This is a genomic window from Methylobacterium sp. WSM2598, assembly GCF_000379105.1.
In the GTDB taxonomy this organism is placed as follows: domain Bacteria; phylum Pseudomonadota; class Alphaproteobacteria; order Rhizobiales; family Beijerinckiaceae; genus Methylobacterium.
In genome coordinates this window covers 4,236,537-4,258,209 of record NZ_KB900609.1, presented here as the reverse complement: position 1 = coordinate 4,258,209, position 21,673 = coordinate 4,236,537, and the positions used below count along the sequence as shown (strand labels likewise).

Annotated in this window: 16 protein-coding genes; 13 read left to right on the top strand and 3 right to left on the bottom strand. The window is 70.4% G+C overall.

Translation table 11 applies throughout. The features are described 5' to 3' along the window. The first annotated feature begins 73 nt into the window (after positions 1–73). The 4 genes from MET2598_RS0120260 (at position 74) to MET2598_RS0120245 (ending at position 5,252) form a co-directional block, all read left to right on the top strand. Complete coding sequence (locus MET2598_RS0120260; RefSeq protein WP_026190838.1) at positions 74–637, top strand: DUF1003 domain-containing protein; 564 nt, start codon at positions 74–76, stop codon at positions 635–637. Positions 638–980: 343 nt separating this feature from the next. Beyond that, on the top strand, positions 981–2,201 hold the full coding sequence (locus MET2598_RS0120255) for a hypothetical protein (protein WP_018262125.1): 1,221 nt from the start codon (positions 981–983) through the stop codon (positions 2,199–2,201). 146 nt (positions 2,202–2,347) lie between these two features. After that, positions 2,348–3,421, top strand: a complete 1,074-nt coding sequence (locus tag MET2598_RS0120250; protein ID WP_018262124.1) for an NAD-dependent epimerase/dehydratase family protein — start codon at positions 2,348–2,350, stop codon at positions 3,419–3,421. Between the two features lie 1,576 nt (positions 3,422–4,997). Further along, positions 4,998–5,252 (top strand): hypothetical protein, encoded by a 255-nt coding sequence (locus MET2598_RS0120245; RefSeq protein ID WP_012331463.1) that lies wholly within the window; start codon positions 4,998–5,000, stop codon positions 5,250–5,252. Positions 5,253–5,540: 288 nt separating this feature from the next. Here the strand turns inward: MET2598_RS0120245 and MET2598_RS36960 are convergent, their stop codons facing one another. Next, positions 5,541–5,942, bottom strand: a complete 402-nt coding sequence (locus tag MET2598_RS36960; protein ID WP_236728761.1) for a hypothetical protein — start codon at positions 5,940–5,942, stop codon at positions 5,541–5,543. A 126-nt stretch (positions 5,943–6,068) separates the two neighbouring features. On the opposite strand from MET2598_RS36960, the gene MET2598_RS0120235 reads away from it, so the two are divergent. The 3 genes from MET2598_RS0120235 to MET2598_RS0120225 all read left to right on the top strand — a co-directional run bounded on the left by MET2598_RS0120235 (position 6,069) and on the right by MET2598_RS0120225 (position 8,722). Next, the gene (locus MET2598_RS0120235) at positions 6,069–7,199 is read left to right on the top strand and encodes an FtsX-like permease family protein (RefSeq protein ID WP_018262122.1); all 1,131 of its coding nucleotides are present in this window, start codon (positions 6,069–6,071) and stop codon (positions 7,197–7,199) included. Then, positions 7,196–7,936, top strand: a complete 741-nt coding sequence (locus MET2598_RS0120230; RefSeq protein WP_018262121.1) for an ABC transporter ATP-binding protein — start codon at positions 7,196–7,198, stop codon at positions 7,934–7,936. The genes MET2598_RS0120235 and MET2598_RS0120230 overlap by 4 nt, the downstream gene beginning before the upstream one ends. Before the next feature lie 279 nt (positions 7,937–8,215). Continuing rightward, complete coding sequence (locus MET2598_RS0120225) at positions 8,216–8,722, top strand: hypothetical protein (RefSeq protein ID WP_012331467.1); 507 nt, start codon at positions 8,216–8,218, stop codon at positions 8,720–8,722. A 276-nt stretch (positions 8,723–8,998) separates the two neighbouring features. Here the strand turns inward: MET2598_RS0120225 and MET2598_RS0120220 are convergent, their stop codons facing one another. Both MET2598_RS0120220 and MET2598_RS0120215 read right to left on the bottom strand, forming a co-directional pair. Continuing rightward, positions 8,999–11,173, bottom strand: a complete 2,175-nt coding sequence (locus MET2598_RS0120220; RefSeq protein WP_018262120.1) for a hypothetical protein — start codon at positions 11,171–11,173, stop codon at positions 8,999–9,001. 158 nt (positions 11,174–11,331) lie between these two features. After that, entirely contained in the window at positions 11,332–12,984 is a 1,653-nt protein-coding gene (locus MET2598_RS0120215) for a bifunctional aspartate transaminase/aspartate 4-decarboxylase (RefSeq protein ID WP_036270456.1), read from the bottom strand. A 902-nt stretch (positions 12,985–13,886) separates the two neighbouring features. Here MET2598_RS0120215 and MET2598_RS0120210 point away from each other — a divergent pair. From MET2598_RS0120210 to MET2598_RS0120185, 6 genes are all read left to right on the top strand, one after another. Continuing rightward, on the top strand, positions 13,887–14,681 hold the full coding sequence (locus MET2598_RS0120210) for a DUF4344 domain-containing metallopeptidase (protein ID WP_018262117.1): 795 nt from the start codon (positions 13,887–13,889) through the stop codon (positions 14,679–14,681). A 471-nt stretch (positions 14,682–15,152) separates the two neighbouring features. After that, positions 15,153–15,977 carry a DUF4344 domain-containing metallopeptidase gene (locus MET2598_RS0120205; protein WP_018262116.1) on the top strand — a complete coding sequence of 275 codons (825 nt, stop codon included), beginning with the start codon at positions 15,153–15,155 and terminating at the stop codon, positions 15,975–15,977. A gap of 218 nt (positions 15,978–16,195) precedes the next feature. After that, positions 16,196–16,531 (top strand): GCG_CRPN prefix-to-repeats domain-containing protein, encoded by a 336-nt coding sequence (locus tag MET2598_RS0120200; RefSeq protein WP_018262115.1) that lies wholly within the window; start codon positions 16,196–16,198, stop codon positions 16,529–16,531. A gap of 192 nt (positions 16,532–16,723) precedes the next feature. Beyond that, complete coding sequence (locus MET2598_RS0120195; RefSeq protein WP_018262114.1) at positions 16,724–17,275, top strand: hypothetical protein; 552 nt, start codon at positions 16,724–16,726, stop codon at positions 17,273–17,275. A gap of 81 nt (positions 17,276–17,356) precedes the next feature. Then, on the top strand, positions 17,357–18,472 hold the full coding sequence (locus tag MET2598_RS0120190) for an efflux RND transporter periplasmic adaptor subunit (protein WP_018262113.1): 1,116 nt from the start codon (positions 17,357–17,359) through the stop codon (positions 18,470–18,472). A gap of 4 nt (positions 18,473–18,476) precedes the next feature. Beyond that, positions 18,477–21,662: an efflux RND transporter permease subunit gene (locus MET2598_RS0120185; protein WP_012331475.1), complete on the top strand. Its 3,186-nt coding sequence runs from the start codon at positions 18,477–18,479 to the stop codon at positions 21,660–21,662. Positions 21,663–21,673 lie beyond the last annotated feature (11 nt).

Below are 21,673 nucleotides of genomic sequence, written 5' to 3'. Positions count from 1 at the left end.
CGCGTCCCGCGGCGGGAACACCCCGTTGCGGAGGCTGGTTGGTCAGGCAAACCCCCTCACGAGGCCCGTCCGAATGCCGAGGCAAGACGAGCGGAAAAGCCCCCCTGCAAGGACGACCTTTCCGCCGCCTCAACCGGAAGGACTGGCTCCCGCCCTCATCCGCAACATCCGGACGCTGCAGGAGCGCAGGAGTGCGGCCGAGCGAGCCGCCTCCGCGCAGGAGCGCGTGGCCGAGGCGATCACGCGCTTCACGGGCAGCATGGCATTCGTCTACCTGCACGTCGTGCTCTTCGGCTTCTGGACCCTCGTGAACGCGGGGCTGCTCCCGATCCTGCCAAAGTGGGACGAGTCCTTCGTGATCCTGGGCACCTCGGCGTCCGTCGAGGCGATCTTCCTGTCGACCTTCGTGCTGATCAGCCAGAACCGCATGGCCGCGGCGGCCGACAAGCGAGCTGATCTCGATCTTCACATCAGCCTCTTGGCCGAGCACGAGGTGACGAAGCTCGTCGCGATGGTATCGGCCATCACGGAGCGGCTGGGCATCGAGACGGAAGCCGATCCCGAAGTCGATGAGCTCAGACAGGATGTGGCGCCCGACGCCGTGCTCGATGAGATCGAACGGAGCGATCACTCCTGATCAGCGGCCGTGCGGCCGATGATCGACCTTCCGGAGATTGCCTCGGTCGCTTCCGGCGGATCGTCTCAGCCGGCGGAGGTCTCCTCATCGCGCCGACACGCTTCCGCCTGGCGTCGCTGTGGCCGGGGGGGCTCGCGCGTCCGGCGTCGCGCGGCCTGAGGTGCCATGACGCGCCACGTCCGGACCGTCGACACTGCCCGCCGGATTGGCCGCTCGGCGCCCGACGGCGGTCCTTCGAGGCCGACGATCGCGCCTTTGATCTCCGCGCCGATCCGCGTAAGCTCCAGTATAGAGCGTGAAAAGCCCGCCATGGCATGACCGGGTGACCTGGGCTGAGCACCGCGTGCGCGTTCTCCTGACCGAAGGCGGCAGCACCTCTGCCCGCCAAGCCATCACGGCCCTGGCGCTCGCAGGACACGAGATCGCGTTCTGCGACCCGGCGCCGTTCTGCCTCGGGCGGTTCTCACGCTTCGTCTCTCGCGGCTACCGCTGCCCGCCGCTCGGCACGGATCCGAAGGGCTTTCGGCGGTTCCTGCGCCAGGTGCTGGCGCAGGACAGATTCGACGTTCTTCTCCCGATCCACGAGCAGGCCTACCTCGTCTCCCGCGTCGCCGACGAGCTGCACCCGCTGGCGGCCCTGGCCGTTCCGGCCTTCGCCTGCTTCGAGCGCGTTCAGACGAAGCTCGAATTTCGCGATCTCCTGACCGAACTCGCCCTGCCTCAGCCGCGAACGATCCTCCTCGACGACCCGCGCGGCATCGCCCGGCACGAGGCTTACCCTTTCGTGGTGAAGGCGGCCCTGGGCACGGCGAGCCGCAGCACGTGGCCGATCCGGTGCCGGGCGGACCGGGACCGCGCCGCGGCCGAGATCGCGCGGACGACGGCCGCGGGCGAACCGATCCTCGTGCAGGAGTGGGTGAGCGCGCCGCTGGAGCAGGCCCAGGCGGTGTTCCAGGAGGGGCGCCTCGTCGGATTTCACGCCACGCGCCGCCTCATCGAGGGAGCCGGGGGTGGAGCGGCCCTCAAGGAGAGCGTCCACCGGCCCGGAGTCGCGGGCGACCTCGCCCGAATCGGTGCACACTTGGCCTGGCACGGGGCCTTGTCCGTCGACTACTTCATCGACGAGAGCGGGGCGCACCCGCTCTACATCGACGGCAATCCGCGCCTCGTCGAGCCGATGGCCGCCACCCTCGCGGGCCTCAACCTCGCGGATCTGCTGGTCCAGGTGTCCTTGGGACGACCCGTGCCGCGCTGCCTCACGGGGCGGCCGGGAATTCGCACACGCCTCTCGTTGCAGGCGCTCCTGGGTGCGGCGCTCCGAAGCGGCAACCGCCGGGCCGTGCTCGCGACGGCCGCGCAGCTTCTCGCGGCCTCGGGCCCGTTCGCGCAGGCGCGGGAGGAGTTGACCCCGGTGCGTCTCGACCCGCCGAGTGCCCTGCCGGTGATCGGTGCGGCGCTGGCGCTTCTCGCACGGCCGGGCGGAGCCGGGGCGGTGGTGCGGCGCGGATGGGGCGCTCATCTCCTGACGCCGGAAGCCATGCGGCAGATCCGTGAGATGGCGTGAGCGTCCGGCCCGCGGGGGCCGCAGCGTCGCGGCCACCCCACCCGAAGGCCGGACACGGCGCACGGCCGTTCGGAGCATCTTGAGCAAGATCAATTGCACATCACGGTGGGGCGTTAGCATTCTCTATCGATCTGCTGAGGCTACCGATGCCCTCCGTCGATCTCGTCACGGGTGGATGCGGTTTCATCGGCCGGCATCTGGTCGCGTCGCTGCTTGCCGCCGGGCGTACCGTGCGGGTGTTCGATTGCGGCGACCCGCACGGCCTTCCGGCTTGCGTCGAGTATCGCCGCGGCTCCGTGCTCGACGAAGCCGCGCTCTCGGTCGCGATGAACGGGGTCGGGCAGGTCTACCATCTCGCCGGGATCCCGCACCTGTGGTCCGCCGACCGGGGGGCCTTCGCCCGCGTCCACGCGAACGGGACGAGGTGCCTGCTGGCCGCCGCGCCTGCCGCGGTGCGGGTGGTCCATTGCTCGACCGAGGCCGTGCTGCTCACCCGATCGCGCGACGTTGCGCCGGTGCGCGGGGACGATCTCCCGCCCCTCGACCGGATGTCCGGTCCCTATACGCGGTCGAAATGCCTCGCCGAACAGGCAGCGCTCGCCGCCGCGGCGGCCGGACGCCACATCGTGATCGCGAGCCCCACGGTGCCGATCGGGCCCGACGACCGGAACATGACGCCGCCCGCGGCCATGCTGTCCCTGTTCCTGAACGGGCATGCACCGGTCTTCCTTGATTGCACGCTGAACCTCGTCGACGTGCGCGACGCAGCCGAAGGGCTCCGCCTCGCGGGCGCGCGGGGGCGTCCTGGTCAGCGCTACGTGCTGGGCGGTGAGAACGTTCGGCTTCGGCAACTCCTGGCCAGGCTGGAGCATCTGTCGGGCCGGCCGATGCCGTCCGTGGCGCTCCCGGCCGGCATCGCCATGACGGTGGCGGCCGTGGCCGAGTGGGCCGCCGATCACCTCACGCGACGCCCTCCGGTCGCCACGCGCGAAGGTGTGCGCCTCGCGCGTCGCTCGGCCCCGTTCGACGACGGCAAGGCCCGCAGGGAACTCGGATACAGGCCGAGACCGATCGACGAAGCCCTGGCGCTGGCGGTGGCCTGGCTCATGAGCGGTGCGACCTCGCGCGGCGATGCGGCCGCGCCGGGCGCAGGCACGGCTGCTCAGGGTCACGCTCACCCGGTTGCGCCCATCTCGCGCAACACCTCGGACGCGGCCTGAGCGGAACCGCGGTGAGCGGCCCCGTACCGCTCGGCGAGCCCGCGGCCCCGCCGCTCGGGACGGCACGAGCCGGCCTCCATCCAGCTGGGCCCCGTGGCGACCGAGTGAACCACCCCCCGGGCTTCGCGGAGGCCGCCTGGTTCGGATCGGGCGGCCAGGGCCTGCTCCTGCGCCCGGGCATGGCGGCGCGCCTCGGCCTCAGCGGGATCCGTGCGGCCGACCGGTTCGAGCTGCCGGCGCGTGTTGCCTCGTCGCCCGATGCGGGGCGTTGGTCCTGTTGCTGGTCACGATTTGTTAACCATGACAATCCAAGTGTCAGTCGCGGTCCGCATCCACGTCCTCGATCACGATGGGCCGCACGCCTTCAAAAGGCGCCCGGCACGGTCACGCGTCCGGGCGCCTCTTCTTTTGGCGCGGATCGCGGCGAGTCCGTCGTGCGTGGCAGGAGGGGCGGCGGCCGGGCCGGCAGGTCTGGTTGACCCGGGCGCCGGTGCGGCGACCAGCCCCCGCAGGATCCCTCCCGGCAGGTGCTTGGCGCGGCCTTCGCCCGCTCTGGTCCGCGACGCGAGCGGACGGGTGATACGCGATCCGCTTGATCAAAGCGGATCGCGTATCACAGGCCTGAGCGACGCCGACATCCGCATGGCCGACATGGGAGATGGCGAAGCCATCAACCGGATGTCGGATGAGGATGTCCGTGGGGCGCGCCTCGCGCCCGGTGAACGCGTCGCGGCCGGGCCGCCGCCATCGCCGGGTCGGGATGTCCGGTTCGGTTGGCTGCAGGCTGCCGCGGGCTGCTCGATGCAATCCTGCCGGCAGCAGAACGCGCGGCGGGCATCCCAACCCGTCCTGCTACCCTGGGCTGCCCTTGGGCGTCCGAGCGCGGCGTTTCGGATCGGCGTGAGGCGATGTGACGTCGCGGCCCGGTGCCTGGACATGGGGCGGCCTTCGCTGACCGCGCTGATGGGCGCGCGGTGCCGGCCCCACGGGTTGATCCGCGGCTGCCGGGCCGGCATGAGCCGCGACCACGCGGCGAGCCTCTTCGATGGTCATGCCGCAGGTTGTCAGTCCTTGGAGGGCGCCCAGGGCCCGATTGTACTCGGGGAGGTTGGCGCACCCGGGAATGCCCCAGGCTCGGGCCGCGATGGGCGCCGCGACTGCTGTCACCAGCGCAAGTACGGCAGCACTGTTCTTGACCGACAAAGCCGATGCTCCTCGCGGTCGATGCGCGAGCGGGAGGTATCTCAGGCCGCGGGCGGGTTCGGCAAGGTTCAAACCCGGCCGACCCGACGCTGGGCCGATGCTTCCGGCCCGGTGCCGCCAAAAGCTCTGCAATTTTCTCGCATCTCCCACTTGCCACGGCCAAGCCATGCGTTAACCTGTCTGTAGAAGGCGCCGTTGTTCGAACATTCGGCGCGAGATGCTGACGAAATTCAGCATTAAACGAAAAAATTTGCCACGTGTCATGGCGCAGACGTGGCTTGGCGCCCGATCTATGTAGCCAATTAAGAAAAAATGCGCTCCATCACGTGACGGGGATGGAGAGCTGGGAGAACTTGCCTTCAGGGAGACGAGCATGCGTAAGCTTGGTTTCGGTGTCGCCACCGTCGGCCTGATCGTCTGTACGGCAACCACCAGCTTGGCGGAAACGGCGGCCGACCGAGCGGCCTGCACCCCGGACGTGTGGCGTCTCTGCAGCAGCGAGATCCCGGACGTCCCGGCGATCAGGGCGTGCCTGCGACGCCAGCGTAAAATCCTCAGCACCGCGTGCCGCCAGGTCTTCAACGCGCTGGATCGCGCTGAGATGTCCTCCGCCGCCATCGCCCGGTAGGCGGGCCCGGAACCTGCGCAAGCCGCGCGCTCGACGCTGAAGGCCGGCGCGCGGGGAGGGCCGGCACCCCTCATCCTCGACGCGGCGCAGGCGACCGACCTGGACTTGGCGGAGGCCCGCAGGACGCTTGTCCGGAGGCCGATGGTCGCCGGTCGAGGAGACCGCCCGCGGCCCGAGCCGCGCAGGCGCCAATCGCGATGCTCTTGCGGGTCCCAGGAGGGACCGACGCGCGCTGCGGCATGTCCGAAGGAGGGAAGGTCCGACCTGCCGGTGAGAGACGTCCTGGGATCAGTCCGGGCACCGGTGAATGTCGGCTTCGAACGTGCCTTCCCTCTCGGTCATATGCCATGTTCCACCCTGCCCGGGTGTGAAGGCGATGTCCGAGCCCATCGTGCCGCCCCCGCGGAACCGGCACGAAACCGCGAAGATGATCTTGGTGCCGTCGCTGCGTCTGGATTTGATCGCGCAGGTCCCGCCCGAATACGTGATATTTTGTGGTGTGATCGCCACCTTGAGGTTTGCGGGATCGCTGTTGTCGCCGCGGCAGGGGCGATTTTGCAGGTAGCGGCCCTCGATGGCCTCCTCCGCCCAGGCCGCCGCGTGGCCCAGGGCCATCACGGCGACGACGATGCCGGCGCTCCCGCGGAGCCCCGGTCGCGATGGATGCGTTCGCGAAGGGGCTACCAGCACATCATGCGCTCCGCCCGGCCGCACAGGGAGCCAGCTTCGGCACTTCATTGTTGACCCGGATCAAGTAGCCTTGCCGAAGATCATGTTCTAATTCGCACCTGCTGATCGCGCAAGTTGGACTCCGGAATGCCGCTCGTCCTGACCCTGGCGCTTCGAAATCTGTTCCAGGACCGGCTCCGCTTCGCGGCCGCGGTGACCGGTATCGTGTTCTCGGTGGTTCTCATCCTGGTGCAGATGGGCCTGTTCTACGGCTTCGGGCGCATGGTGACGCTCATCGTCGATCATACCTCGGCCGACATCTGGATCATGTCGAAGGGGACGCAATACTTCGAGGACCTCTCGATCCTGGACTCGGACATGCGGGAGGAGTTGCGCGCCCTCGACGGGGTGGCGGACGCGATTCCGGTGGTGGCGGGCTTCTCCGCCTGGATCCCGCCCGAAGGCGGGCTGGTCGGCATCTTCGTCATCGCCTCGGACCCCGCTTCGGGCTTGGCACCATGGAACATCGTCGAGGGCGGGCTCGACGACCTCGCGGCCCCGGGCACGGTCACCCTCGAACGCTCCTACGCCGCCGAGCTCGGGGTTTCCGCGCGCGGCGAGGCGGCGCAGGTGCGCGGTCACCCGGTCACGGTCGGCCCGGTGACCTCCGGCCTCCGCTCCTTCACGACCAGGCCCTACGTCTTCGCCGATTTCCGCAACGCCCGGTCCTATGTCGGGCTGCCCGCGAACCTCGTCACGTACTTCCTCGTCAGGATGAAGCCCGGAGCCGACCTCGAACGCCTCCGTCAGGACGCCCTCTCGCGCATCTCCGGCATCGAGGCCCTCACGCCGGATCAGTTCCGCGCGCGCTCCCGCAACTTCTGGCTCTATCGGACCGGAGCCGGCGCGGCACTCGTCGCGGGAGCCTTGCTGTCGGTGATCGTGGGAACAGTGATCATCGCGCAGACGCTCTACTCCAGCACGAAGGAGCACCTCTACGAATTCGCGATGGTGCGGGCGATCGGCGCCTCCAACCGCTACATCTACCGGGTCATCGCCTGCCAAGCGCTCGTCAACGCGCTGATCGGCCTCTCGGTCGCCACCGTGATCAGCATCGCGGTCGGACACCTCACCGCGACGAGCATCATCCCAGTCGTCATCACCCCCGGCCTCGTCACGATTGCCTTCGCGGTGACGCTCGTCATGTGCGTCGCGTCGGGGGTGGCTTCGATCGTGCGGATCATCCGTGTCGATCCCGCAAGCGTGCTCACGCGATGAATGCGGCGATCATCGAAGCCGAACGGGTCAGCAAGACCTACGGGCGCGGGCCGACCTGCGTCGAGGCATTGCGGACGCTCGATCTGACGATCCGCAGCCACGAATTGACCATCCTCGCGGGGCCATCGGGCAGCGGCAAGACGACCTTGCTGTCCATTCTGGGCTGCATGCTGACGCCCACGAGCGGCACCGTGCGGGTCTGCGGCGTGTCGGCCCGCGACGCCCGTCCCGAAGCGCTGGCGGCCATCCGGCGGCAGCACATCGGCTTCGTCTTCCAGTCCTACCACCTGTTCTCGACGCTCACCTCGGCGGAGAACGTGCAACTGGCGCTCGACGTTCGCGGCGAGCGCGGCCCCGAGGCGGTGGCCAAGAGCGTCGCGGTCCTCGGCAGCGTTGGTCTGTCGGCCAAGCTGAAGTCCTTCCCGCGCGAGCTGAGCGGCGGCGAGCAGCAGCGCGTTGCGATCGCGCGCGCCCTGGTCGCCGATCCCTCGATCATCCTCGCGGACGAGCCGACGGCCGCGCTCGACACGGAGAACGGCAGGGCTGTCATGGCCATCCTGTCCTCGATCGCCAGGGCGCGAGGGCGCGCCGTCCTGGTCGTGACCCACGACGCGCGGCTGTTCCACTTCGCCGACCGGATCGTGCAGATCGAGGATGGCGCGATCATTCGCGAGACTCGGCCGGACGCAAGCGGCAGCGGGGCGCCGGACCCGAATGCGTCCCGCGCAGGTGCCTGAGGCGCGTTCGTCGCCCGCGCGCGAACGATGGTCCCGTGCGCGAAGCCGACCCGCTCGGGATCCAGCATGGTGCCGGGCGGCACGCTGGCCTGGACCAGCATTCGTCGGCAACCCTCACGATCTCGTTCTTGTTCGATCGCATGCAACGCTATCGCGCGGCAGCGAATCCGGCATGCCCCACAGTATGCGGCGCGTCCAGGCTGGGTTTGATCTAGCGCAATGCGGAGAAGCCTGTCCGATGTACGCTGGGGCCATAACAGAACGAAGGGGAGCGAAGCGATGCAGGTGAGAGGGGCGAAGCCGCAACTGATCGTGCTCGTGGCCGAGTCGCAGGCCTTGCCCGGCATGTGGCTGGAGGACATCTTGACCGACGCGGGGTGCGGGGTCAGCGGCCCCTATGCCACCTGCCGAGACGCGATCGAGAGCCTGGACGCAGCCCCTCCCGACTTCGCGCTCGTCAGCGTGAACCTCCGCCAGGGTCCTTGTTTCGCGCTCGCTCACGAGTTGCGTCGGCGAGGCATCCCGTTCGCCTTGATCGCCGGTTCCGTTCCCGTCCCGCCCACCTTCAGCGACGTGCCCGTCCTCGACCGCCTCTTCTGCGAGGAGGATGTCGTGAGGGCCGTCCCGATCTACGCAGGGTCGGCGCGAGTGATGCGGCGGATGCTCGCGCGGGACGCCGTCACCATCCGCCTCGCTCACGAGCCGGGTTGTTTCCGCCATCGCTCCGCGAGCGGGATGAGGGGCGCAGGTGCGAATGCCGGCTTTCGGCTGTCCGCCGTCGGGTGATGAACGGCCATCCCGGCGGCACGCGCCGAAGCTCCGGCAACGCCGCCGAGCGGAGAGAAGCAGGGGCCGAGTCCGACCGCTCGGCATGAGCCGCACTCTCCCCGCACGGCGCGCGGCGCGCGCGGGCATTCTCCGAACATGTCCCGGAACAATGGCTGCCGCCGGCCGCGTGCCGACGGTCGTGTCCCTGGCGGTGGACCCGGCGGCCGCGAGGGAGCCCGCCTGGGCCCCCTCCGTCGCTCGATCGGCGTGAGCCGAGTGCTCTCGCCGTCAGATCTACTCGGGGGGACGAAAGCGTGCGGACGCGGGTCCATCGTAGAGCTGGCCCTCGCGATCGTAGGCGCCGGCGAACGCGCGGCCGCCCGGGGCCTGCGAACAGACGAGGCCGTGATCGGGCGTCTCCGTCACCGCACAGGCCGCCGTGGCGGCGAGCGCCCCCGGGAGGAGACGGAAATCTCCCCGTTCCGGGGCCGTGAAGCCGGGGCTGCCGGTTCGCCCGTGGCTCTCGATCCCGCGCTGCCGCGTGAGCGCGACCGGAAAGCCGTTGCTGCTGACGTCGTGATCGAACGCGCTCGCGAGTTCGGGACGGTCGTGCCCCTGCTCGTCGACCGGCAGCCACCGGAAGCAGTCGAAGAACGGGATCGACCCGGTCTCGCCGGGATAGCGCGCGAGGTCGTCCCCCCGCACCACGCCTCGGCCGCAGGTGCTCGCGTCGAAAGTCTCGGGCCGGGTCCGGCACAGATCCGCGTCATAGCCGGGCGCGTCGGGCTCGCAGAACAGCAGGGCATTGTTCCAGTGCCGAAGGTTCGCGGCGGCGCCGATCCCGGTCACGGGCGAGCGCAGGTACCAGCTGTTGTTGAACACGTAGATCGGGCCGTGCTCCGCGTAGCGATCGGAATCGGGCTCCGCGCCCCGCGGTGGAAGCGCGAGCTTGACGACCCGGCCCTGGAGGCTCGCGTCGCAGGTCTGATCGCGGGGATCCATCCAGGTGACCTCACCGGAGGGCGCGACGCTCTCGACTCCGACGGCGAGCCAGCGGGCGCGCGTGAAATCGAAGCGGCGGTCGAGCTTCGGGTCGAAGGCCCCGCCGGCCTCCGGCTTCTCGATGGGCTGACGCGCGCAGGGCGGCAGGGGAGAGGGGCGACCGGGACGGTCGATCGCCGGAACGTCGTCGAACCAGCCGCGGTTGCCGTAAACGTAGACCGGCCCGCCCCCCATGTCGTCGAAGGAGAACCACGCGTGGGAATTCACGATCCGGTTGCGGGCGATGCGCACCTCCATCGCCCAGGTCTCCAGTTCGACCGGATTGTCGCGCACGAAGGCGAACAGGTTGTCGTAGATCCAGACGTCCCGGTTGAACGGGCAAGTCGCCGGCGACAGGGCCGATGCTTTGAGATCCTCGCAGGCGGCGGCCTTGAGCCGGAGGCCGTTATAGGCCGACAGGACGGTGTTGCGGCGGAAGACGATCGGTCCGCGCACGTCGGCACCGCCCAGGAGCGCGCCGTTGAAGTGGTCGTAGGCACCGTGGTGGGTCACCCCCCAGGGAATGCTGCGCCAGATCAGGCCCGCGCAGCCGAACGCGCCGACCCGGCCGTCGCGGCAGCGGAACGGTCCCTCGCGCGTCAGGGCGGCCTCCTCGTAGCCGCTCGCGTCCTGCACCCAGGTGACGTCCTCGACCACGAGCGTGTCGGCGGGGCGGTCGGGGCTGCCGCGCGCCGCGAGGCCGTAGCTGCTGCCGATCACCAGGGAACGGCGCAGCGTGACGCGCCGGCTGTCGATCGCCCGGACGGCCGCGAGCCAGCACCCCTGGAATGTCAGATCCTCGATCGCGACGCCGTCGGCGCGGTCGATGTCGAGGCAGGCCGCCTCGGCGAGCCGCCCCGCCCGCCCGATCGGCATGGCGAGCCGTGAGCGGCGGCCGCGGTCCCGCTCCACCGCCGAGGCCGCCACGGTCAGCGCGCCGAGGAGATCCGGCGCCCGGGGAACCGCGAGCGCCGTCGCGAGGTCGCCGCAGGGCTGCTCGACGTCGTCCTCCGGCATCGGGCAGCCGCGGATCTCCTCGATCGTCCGCCCGACCATCCGGGTGCGCAGGCCGAGCCCGCGGACGACGACCGGCGGGGCGTCCCGCTCGCCCGCTCCGGACAGCGTGACCCGCCGGGCATAGCGGGTCACCGCATCCGGCGCCGGGCTGTCGGCGAGGAGCTGCACGACATCGCCCGGCCGCAATCCCTGCAGGGTCTCCGTCGCGAACGCCTCCGTGCGCGGGGCGACCATGCGGCCGTCCGCGCCGTATCCCGGGCCGCCTCCCTCCGGCGTGACGTAGATCGTCCGCGCCGCGGCAGGGTGCGCCACCAGGAGCAGCAGCCCCGCCGCGAGGATGCGCCGGAGCCGTCCCGCCGGCAGGACGGGACGGGCCTTCCCGGTGCCGGCCGCGTCGTCGATCGCGCCCATCCTCGGTTCCCCGGTCGAGCCGGACTCATACGCCATCCGGTTGAGTGCTTCGCCATCTCCGATTTCGGCCATGCGGATATCGGCTTCGCTCAGGCGCGGCGCTCAGGCGCCGCGCAGGCGCGTGATCCGGGATCCGCTTCGATCAAGCCGATCCCGGATCACTCGGCCGGTACCGGCTCGACGTCCTTCGTCGCCTCCGCGCCGCTGGCACGCTTGGCGGCCTCGTAGGCGTCCCGGTAGCCGCGGGCCACCGCGCGCACGCCCCGACCGATATCGGCGTAGACCTCGTCGGGGAGGTTGGCGAGGGAGACCCGCAGCGACCAGTCGGGTGCCTCGAAGCCCCCGCCGTTGAGCAGCACGATCCCGTGCACCTCGGCCAGCCGGAACGCGAGGTCGAGGGGGTGGACCGTGCGCTTCAGGTACTCCACCGCCTCCTCGCCGATGTTCTTGCGCGCCCAGAACTCGAAGTCGATCAGGCCGTAATAGGCGTCGAAGTTCGGATTCGGCGTGAGATGCAGGCCGAGGCCCTCGATCATCGACCAGACGCGCCGGTTGACGATCTCCATGCAGGCCTCCTGGTAGGCCTTCTTGTCGTCCATCAGCTCCGAGAGCGAGAACAGGCTCATCATCACCTGCTGCGGGAGGGAGAGGCCGGCGGTGTGGTTGAGCGCGATGTCGCGGCTGTCGGCCACGATGCGGTCGATGAACTTGAGCTTGCGCGGCTCCAGCGTCAGCGGGCCGTAGCGCCTGTCGAGGTCCGCCGTCACGTCGGCCGGCAGCGTCGCGATCATCTTGTCGAAGATGTTGTCCTCGTGGATCGCGATGGCCCCCAGGCGCCAGCCTGTGCAGCCGAAATACTTCGAGAAGGAATATACGCCGATGGTGTTGTGCGGCAGTTCGGCCATCAGCGAGCGGAAATCGTGCACGAAGGTGCCGTAGACGTCGTCGGTGAGGATCATCAGATCCGGCCGCTTGCTCTTGACCAGCTTGGTGATTTTGGCGATCGTCTCCGCGCTCATCGCCATCCCGGTCGGGTTGCCGGGATTGACGACGAAGAAGGCCTTGACCTTGGGATCGAGAAGCTTGTCGATCTCCGCATCCGTGTACTGAAACTTGTTCTCCTGTGGCGCCTTGATGTGGACGACGTTGAGCGCGTAATCCTCGAGATGCGTCATCTCGAGATAGGGCGTGAAGATCGGCGTGCCGAGGGCGATCGTGTCGCCCGGCAGCAGCAGCCGGTTGGCCTTGAGCGATTTGAACAGGTAGCACATCGCCGCCGTTCCGCCCTCGACCGCGTAGAGGTCGAACCGGCCGGCCGGCGCGCGCTTCCCGCACATCGCCCAGATCAGGTATTCGTGCACGATCCGCTCGTTGTGGACGAGCATGCGGTCAGGCACCGGGTAGTTGTCGCCGACGATCGAATCGACGAGCTCGTGCACGAAGGCGTCCGGATCGAACGCGAACGCCTTCACGGCGAAGGGCACCATCGCGGCCAGGAAGGAAGCCCCGGGCTGATCGGAATGCCGCTCCAGCCACGCGTCGAGCCGGCCGGCGATCCCGGCGGCCTGCGGCATGCCGCCGAGCCCCGCGGGGTGGCTCATCACGCGCCTGCTCTCGCTCATCGCGAACTGGCCGAGCAGGAAGAAGGCGTCGCGCGGCGTCGTCGCGACCCAGTTCGGATTGCCGCGACCCGCGTTGAGGAACGCCGATTGCGTCCGGCGGGACGTCTCCTTGGCCAGTTTGATCAACTCGTCCTTGATCTCGAACGGGCTGAGCGACTCGAAGTTCTTCAGGTTCAGCACATCAGTCATCGTCATCCTCCCGGAGATATGAATTGTCGTGCAAGACAATGGCCGTGACCGTGCCGCAGGTGACGAGCCCGATGGGGCCGGGGGCGGGCCGACGCCGAGAGCCGGGGCCCTCGTCCTAGAGCGGATCCCGGAGCCGATCCCGGCAGCGGCGCGGACCCGGTCTGCGCCGAGGTGGTCGCCGACCCGATCGCGACGAAGGTGCGGGTGAGGGTGTGGCCGATCCGACCTCGGTCGCGCCGGCGATCGCGGGCTGCGCGACCGCGACCACCGCCGGCAGGGTTGCCGTAACGTGTCCGGGACCGGGTCCCGCGACCTTCCTCCGCGTGATCGCGAGGCCGGACACGAGGGACGAGACGATGGCCAGATCAGGATGAGCACGGGACATCCTGACGCGCCGGTCGGTCATGGCCTCCCTCCCCGCATGGCCGCCCGACCGAGGAGGCCCCCCTCGAGGACGAGGCGGTCTCCGCGGGCAGCCGTATCTCGACTTCCGTCAGATCGCGTTGCGGTCCGAAGGCACAGCCGAGGCAGCGTTTCCTAAAGTGTTTACGGTGCGACCGACCGGGTGCTTGATCGAACGGGACACGGATCGGTACGCCTTCACTGAATTACGTAAAATCTCATTGCCACAGATCTTGTGCGGTGCGAGGGTATGGGCGGTGGCGGCTCTATTCAGCAGGAATTGCGACGCAGCATCGCGCGGCTTGATCGCTTGGCTCGGGCGCGGCGTGGCGACCCACTGATCACGCCGGCCGGATCGGGCGCATCCGCGAGCGCGACGGCGCGCGCGACATCGGGAGGGCGCGGTGGGTCAGGTGCGTCTGCGAAGCCCGCGTCGGCCGGACCGCGAACCTGGCCGGGCATCGCGCATCCATCGCAGGGCACTCCGCGCGATCGTCCTGATGGCGGCCGGTCTCGTGACGTGCGTTCCCGCTCACGCCGCCGCGAAGCCCGCGCGCGTCGTCGTGAGTTACGTGCCGCCCAGCGACCCCGCGCATCGCGACATCTACCGGACCGCGCGGCGGCAGCGCGTGCTGGAGCGGCTGGCCGATGTGATCCGCCTCGTTCGCCTTCCCCACCGCCTCACCTTCCGCATGCAGGGGTGCGGCGGCGAGCCGAACGCGTGGTACGATCCGGACAATCACTCCGTCACGATGTGCTACGAGATGGTCGCGGGCGTCGTGGCCCTCGCGCCTCGCGCGCGGTCTCCGGCCGGCGTCACCCGGGATCAGGCGATCCGCGGGCCGGTCGCGCAGATCCTGATGCATGAGACCAGCCACGCGCTGTTTCACCTCTTGCGCGTCCCCATCTTCGGGCGCGAGGAGGACGCGGCTGACCAGCTTGCCTCCCTGATCCTGCTGCAACTCGCGCCGGCCCCTGCGCGCGACGTCGTGAGCGGGAGCGGATACTTCTTCGCGGCACTCGGCCGACAGGAGCCGGTCGACAAGGGCAGCTTCGCGGACGTGCACGGCCTGTCGTGGCAGCGATTCTACAATCTCGCCTGCTTGGCCTATGGCGCGCATCCGCGCCGCTACGCCGACATCGTCACCAAGGGGTATCTGCCGAAGGAGCGGGCGGAGCGGTGCGGCGAGGAGGCCGCGCAGGTCTCGTACGCGTTCGAGCGGCTCATCGCCCCGCACCTTCGCGTGCGCCCCCATCGCGGCGCCCATCTTCGGCGCGCGTGGCGGTCGCGTTAGCGGACGGGCCCGCCGTCGTGTGTCGATGCCGGCACCGGCGGCCGCGGCGAGGTGCGCCGGCCATGCGCGGCTCCCGCCGATCCCTCGGCGCGCGACGCCGATCTGCGCCACGCGTCGCAGCGCCACCGCCGGACCCTCGATCGGTGCCGCCGCGATGACCTTTCGTCCCTCACCGTCTCGCGCGCGGCGGATGCCGATCCAGGTCTCGTTCGATCAAGCACCTGCCGCGGGAGCGGTCATTCTCGCGGGGACGGGCTCACCCGCCTCGGCGGTGACCTCGATCGGAGATGAAGGCAGCGATGGCCCGAGACCTCCCTCGTACATCGCCGTGCGCCGGTCGCGGTACCACCGCGGTGCCCGGCTCGCGGGATGAGGCGGGCGCCGGCCCCGAGGGGGACGCCGCTCCGCCTTGCCCCCGGCGCGGTCGTGCGCGTCGTCTCGCATCGGCGCGGCATATCCGGAGACGGCGACATGCGGCGCACCCTCGGGCTGACGGCGGGTTTGGCGCTGGCCGGCAGTGCCGTGCCGGGCTGGGCGACCCCGTCCCGCGATGCTCTCATCCGCGTCGTTTACGATCGTCCGGTGCAAGCGGAGGCGCTCGCGATCTACCGCGACCTCAAGGGGCGCCGCGTGCTCGAGGAATTGCGGAACATCATCGGCGTCCGCCTGCCGCGGCCGCTCACCCTGAAATTCTCGGCCTGCGACGGCGAGGTCAACGCGTGGTACGCGCCCGAGAGCCGGCTGGTCACGATCTGCTATGAGTACGTCCGAGACGTCCAGGATCGGGCGCCCAAGGAGACCCCCCAGGCTGGGGTGGCGCGGCACGCCGCGGTCTTCGGTCCCATCGCTCTCGTGGTCCTGCACGAGACCGGGCACGCCCTCTACGATCTGCTCGACGTCCCGGTGCTCGGCCGGGAGGAGGACGCGGCCGACCAGTTCGCCGCGATGGTGCTGCTCGAATTGCCGCCCGCACAGGCCCGGCCCATCATCGACGGCATCGCGCACCATTTCCGCAGCCATGCGGCCGAGGAACAGGCGGAGGAGGCGGTGCTCGCCGACGACCACAGCCTCGCCTTCCAGCGCCTCTACAATCTTCTCTGCCTCGCCTACGGCGCCGACCGCCGCGCCTTCGGCTACCTCGTCGAGGGCGGTGCCCTGCCGAGGGCGCGCGCCGCCCAGTGCGGGGCGGAGTACGACCTCGCCGCGTACTCGCTGCGCAAGCTCTTCCGGCGCCATCTGCGCGACGGACGGATCGCGCGCGCGCGCCTCCGCCGCGCTTTCCAGTGGATGTTCTGATGTCGTCGCCCACCCTCGTGCAGGTTGGCCCCGTCCTCGCCGCCCCCGGTCCGGCCGGCGCCGCGACGGGCCGGCCGACCGGTCTCGACCCGGCCCCGCGTGCCGGGCCGGGTCGCCGCAAGGGCGGTACGACCCCGTCGAATGGCCGATCTCGCGCCATGCCGGGCACCGGACCCGGCTCTCAGCGTCCTGACAACCGGAGACAAGGAGTGGCCTCCATGAAGCTGTTCTCTCCCGTCACCCTGGCGGCCCTGCTCCTGGGCACGCTGCTCGGGTTCGGCCCCGCCCCGGCGAGCGCCGCGCAGGGATGTGGCCCGGGCTTCCACCGGAACGTCTACGGCGTCTGCCGACCGAATTACGGCGGCTATTACGGCGCGCCGGGCGTCTACAGGGGCGGCGTCTACAGGGGCGGCGTTTACCGGGGCGGCGTCTACGGCCGGCGGGTCTATGGCGGCCGCGTGTACGGCCACCGCGGCTATGCCGGCCGGGGCTACGGTGCCCGCGTGGGCCATTACGGCGCGCGCGGCTTCGGCGGCCGAAGAGGCCGGCGGTAGGGGCCGCCGCCCGAGCCGGCCGGTGGGAGCCGCCCGCGCGGGCCGGGCGGCCCGCGCTGCGCATCGCTCCGCGGCGCCGGCGCTCCCGCGGGCGGGCGATCGGGGCTGCGCGGGCCTGGGCCGCATCATGAGGCAGGGCCGCGCTCGCCGCGGAGGGTCGCGGGCGGCGGGGATGATCCAGAGGAGGGCGGGATGACGGGCATCTCCACCGACACGGTGTCCGATCAGGTCCCCGACGGCCGCTGGCGGCGCATCGGCCGGCGGATCGCCGACGAGGCCCGGCGGATCGCCGCGATCTTCGCCTATCTCTGGGTCGTGTTCGGCGTGCTGGTGCTGCACGAATCGATCGTGCTGTCGCGGCACGGCATCGGCTTCCGCTTCTACGGCTTCGCCTTCCTCAATGCCTGGATCCTCGCGAAGGTCGTCCTGGTGGCCGAGGCCTTCGATACCCGCCTGCGCTTCGAGGGCAGGCCGCTGATCCTGCCCATCGGCCTGCGCTCCGCCGGGTTCGCGCTCCTCCTCGTCTGCGCCTACGCGGTGGAGGAGACGCTGATCCACCTGTGGAACGGGCGCCCGCTCGCCGAGAGCCTCCCGGCCATCGGCGGCGGCGGCGTGCGGGGATTCGTGGTCATCGCGGTGATCATGACCGTCGCGCTCGTGCCCTACTTCACGTGGCGCGAGCTCGGGCGCGTGCTCGGCCGCGAGCGGCTGCGGGCCCTGATGCTGTCGGGCCGCGGGGCCTGACCGGCCCGCTGTCCCATCCGATCAAGCCGGTCGGGCGCGACCTGCGACCATGGGCTGCCGTTCTCCGCGCGAGGGGCGATCATGCTCCACCGTCCCCGATTCCTCCTCCTCCTCCTCCTCGCCGCCGCGCCCGCCGCGGCCCGGGCCGAGACGGATCCGGCCGCGGCGCTCCCGGTCGGCACCGTCGCCGCCCAGAAGAAGGCCATCGACAAGGCCCTCGACTTCGTCGGCCGGGTCGAGGCGGTGAGCCGCGTCGAGGTGCGGGCCCGCGTCACCGGCTTCCTCGACACCGTCCTGTTCAAGGAGGGGGACCTCGTGAAGGAGGGCGCGCCCCTCTACCGGATCGAGCCCGACCTGTTCGAGGCCGCGGTGAAGCAGGCCGAGGGCGCGCTGGAGCGCAGCCACGCGGCCGAGACGCTCGCGGCGATCCAGCTCCAGCGGGCGCAGGACCTCCTCGATCGCAGTTCGGGCACCGTGGTCGCGCGCGACCAAGCCCGCGCCGCCCTCGACCAGTCGCGGGGTGCCGTGACGGGCGACGAGGCGAACCTGAGGACCGCGGAGATCAACCTCGGCTACACGAAGATCCTCTCGCCCATCGCCGGCCGGATCGGCCGGACCAGCGTCACCAAGGGCAACGTGGTGGGGCCCGACAGCGGCGTGCTGACCACCATCGTCAGCCAGGACCCGATGTATGTCAGCTTCCCGGTGAGCCAGCGCGAGTTCCTGCGGATGCAGCAGGGCGGTCCGCAGCCGGACCGCAGCAAGATCGCCGTGCGGATCCGCTTCTCGGACGGCTCGACCTACGATCAGGTCGGGCGGATCAACTTCGTGGACATCAGCGTCGACCGGAGCACCGACACCGTGCTGGTGCGCGCCAGCATGCCGAACCCGGCGGGCACCCTCCGGGACGGGCAACTCGTCCAGGTCGCGCTCCAGACCGGAATGCCCGAGGAGAAGGTGGTGGTGCCCCAGGGCGCGCTCATCGCCGACCAGGGCGGCGTCTACGTCTTCGTGGTCGAGGACGGCCGCGCGGTGACGCGGCGCGTGACGGTGGCGTCGGGGGCCGGCGGGAGCGACGCGGTGATCGAGGCGGGGCTCTCGGGCGGCGAACTCGTCATCGTCGACGGGCTGCAGCGCGTGCGCCCCGGCCTCCCGGTGCGGGCGGTCCCGGCCAGCGCGGCGGCGGGAAGGACCTGATCCGATGCTCTCCGCGATCTTCGTCGACCGGCCGCGCCTCGCGCTGGTGATCGCCATCGTCACCTCGATCGCGGGGGCGCTGGCGCTCCTCGCCATCCCGGTGGCGCAGTATCCCGACATCGTGCCGCCCCAGGTCTCGGTGACGACGACCTACCCGGGCGCCGCCGCCGACGTGGTCGAATCGACCGTGGCGCAGCCGATCGAGTCGCAGGTCGTCGGCGTCGACAAGATGATCTACATGAAGAGCGTCAGCGGCAACGACGGCAGCTACACGCTCACCTGCTCGTTCGAGCTCGGCACCGATCCCGACATCAATGCCGTCAACGTCAACAACCGGGTCCAGATCGCGCTCGCGAAACTCCCCGAGGACGTCCGCAAGCAGGGCGTCACGGTCAAGAAGAAATCCTCCGCCCTGCTCGGCGTGCTCGCGGTCTACTCGCCGAAGGCGATCCAGGACCCGCTCTTCATCTCGAACTACGTGACCATCAACCTGCTCGACCGGATCAAGAGCACGCCCGGCGTGGGCGACGCGACGCTGTGGGGGCCGCAGGATTACGCGATGCGGGCCTGGGTGCGCAGCGACCAGCTCACCGGCCTCAACCTGACCACGGGCGACGTCATCAACGCGATCAAGGCCCAGAACGTCCAGGCGCCGGTCGGCCGCATCGGCGCCCGGCCGATCTCGGACGAGCAGCAGCTCCAGCTCAGCATCCAGACCCAGGGGCGGCTCACCTCGCCCGAGCAGTTCCGCAACGTCGTGCTGCGCACCAACCCGGACGGGTCGCTGCTGCGGCTCGGCGACGTCGCCCGGATCGAGCTCGGCGCGGCGAGCCTCGACCGCGAGACGCGGCTCAACGGCAGCCCGGCCACGGTCATCGCGATCTACCAGTCGCCCGGCGCCAACGCGATCGCGACCCTGAAGGAGGTCAAGGCGCGGGTCGCCGCGCTGGCCAAGGCCTTCCCGGAGGGGCTGGAATGGAAGGTCACCTACGACCCGACCGCCTTCATCACCGAGACCGTGCACGAGGTGCAGAAGACGCTCGTCGAGGCCTTCGTGCTCGTCGTGATCGTGGTGTTCCTGTTCCTCGGCAGCCTGCGGGCGACGCTGATCCCGACGGTCGCCGTGCCGGTGAGCCTGATCGGCACCTTCATCGCGCTCAAGGCGGTCGGCTACTCGGCGAACTCGGTCTCCCTGCTCGCCATGGTGCTCGCCATCGGGATCGTGGTCGACGACGCCATCGTGGTGGTCGAGAACGTCGAGCGGGTGATGGAGGAGCACCCGGACCTGTCCCCGCGCGAGGCGACGAAGCGCGCCATGGCGGAGATCACCGCGCCGATCATCGCGATCACCCTGGTGCTGCTCTCGGTCTTCGTGCCGGTCGCCTTCGTGCCGGGCATCTCGGGCGAGCTGTTCCGCCAGTTCGCGGTCGCGGTCGCGGTCTCGATGTTCCTCTCGGCCATCAACGCGCTCACGCTCTCGCCCGCGCTCTGCGGCGTGCTGCTGAGACCCCATCACGGGCCGCGGCGCGGCATCATGGGATTCGTGATGCGGGCGATCGACGCCGTCCGCGACGGCTACGGCGCCGCGGTGGCCCGCATCGTGCGCCTCTCGATCATCGGCCTCGTGCTGTCGCTCGCGGCGGCCTGGGGCACGGTCGAACTGGCGAAGATCACGCCCACGGGCTTCCTGCCGGAGGACGATCAGGGCGCCTTCTTCGTGGTGGTGCAGCTTCCCGAGGGCGCTTCGGTCGCGCGGACCTCGGACGTGGCGGCGAAGGCCGAGGCCATCCTGCGCGAGGAGCACGCCGTCGCCGACGCGACGACCGTGGTCGGCCTCAACTTCATCGACAATTACTCGCAGAGCAACGCCGCCTTCCTGGTCGTCACGCTCAAGCCGTTCGAGGAGCGCAAGGGGGCGGGCGACGGTGCCGCGGCCCTGATCGCGCGGCTCGGCCAGCGCTTCCGCGAGGTGCCGGGCGGCCTCGTCGTGCCCCTCGCGCCCCCGCCGATCATCGGGCTCGGGACCGGCGGCGGCTTCGCCTACGTGCTGGAGGACCTGCGCGGCGGCGATCCGAAGGAGCTCGCCCAGGCCCTGCGCGGCCTCATCGTCGCGGCGAACCAGGAGCCGAAGCTCAGCCGCGTCTTCAGCACCTTCTCGGCGACCAACCCGTCGGTCTACCTCGATATCGACCGCAACAAGGTCCAGATCCTGGGCGTGTCGCTCGACAGCGTGTTCCAGGCGCTGCAGGCCTCGCTCGGCGGCTACTACGTCAACGACATCAACCTGTTCGGCCGCACCTGGCAGGTTCAGGTCCAGGCCGAGGCGGCCGATCGCCAGAGCATCGACGACATCTACCGCATCAACGTGCGCAACAAGGACGGCCAGATGGTGCCGCTGCGCAGCCTCGCCGAGGTGCGGATCGTCGTCGGACCGCCCTCGCTGATCCGCTACAACAACCTGCGCGCGGTGACGGTGCAGGGCGGGCCGGCGCCCGGCATCTCCTCGGGCCAGGCCCTCGCCGCCATGGAGGCCGTCGCGGCCCGGACCCTGCCGACCGGCTTCGGCGGGGAGTGGACCGACACCGCCTTCCAGGAGAAGCGGGCGGAGGGGAAGACCGCGATCATCCTCGCCTTCGCGGTGCTGTTCGCCTTCCTGTTCCTGGTCGGCCTCTACGAGAGCTGGACGATCCCAGTGCCGGTCCTGCTCTCGGTCACCGTCGGCATCGTCGGCGCCTACGCGGCGATGGTCTGGGGCGGGCTCACCCTGGACCTCTACGCGCAGATCGGCATGGTCGTGCTGATCGGGCTCGCCGCCAAGAACGGCATCCTCATCGTCGAGTTCGCCAAGGAGCAGCGGGAGAAGGGCGTCGCGCTGCGCGAGGCCGCGACCGAGGGGGCGCGGCTGCGCTTCCGCCCGGTGATGATGACCTCCTTCGCCTTCATCCTCGGCCTGCTGCCGCTCGTGATCGCCACCGGCGCCTCGCAGCTCGCCCGGCGCAACGTCGGCACGCCGGTCTTCGGCGGCATGGTCGCCGCGTCCTTCCTCGGCATCTTCGTGATCCCGCCGCTCTACGTGGTGTTCCAGGGCCTCCGCGAGCGGGCGTGGCGGCTGCTCGGCGGCAAGAAGCAGCAACCGGCGACGCGGCCGGCCGCGCCGACCGGTGCGGCGGGGCACCAGCCGGCGGAGTAGGGGAGGGGGCG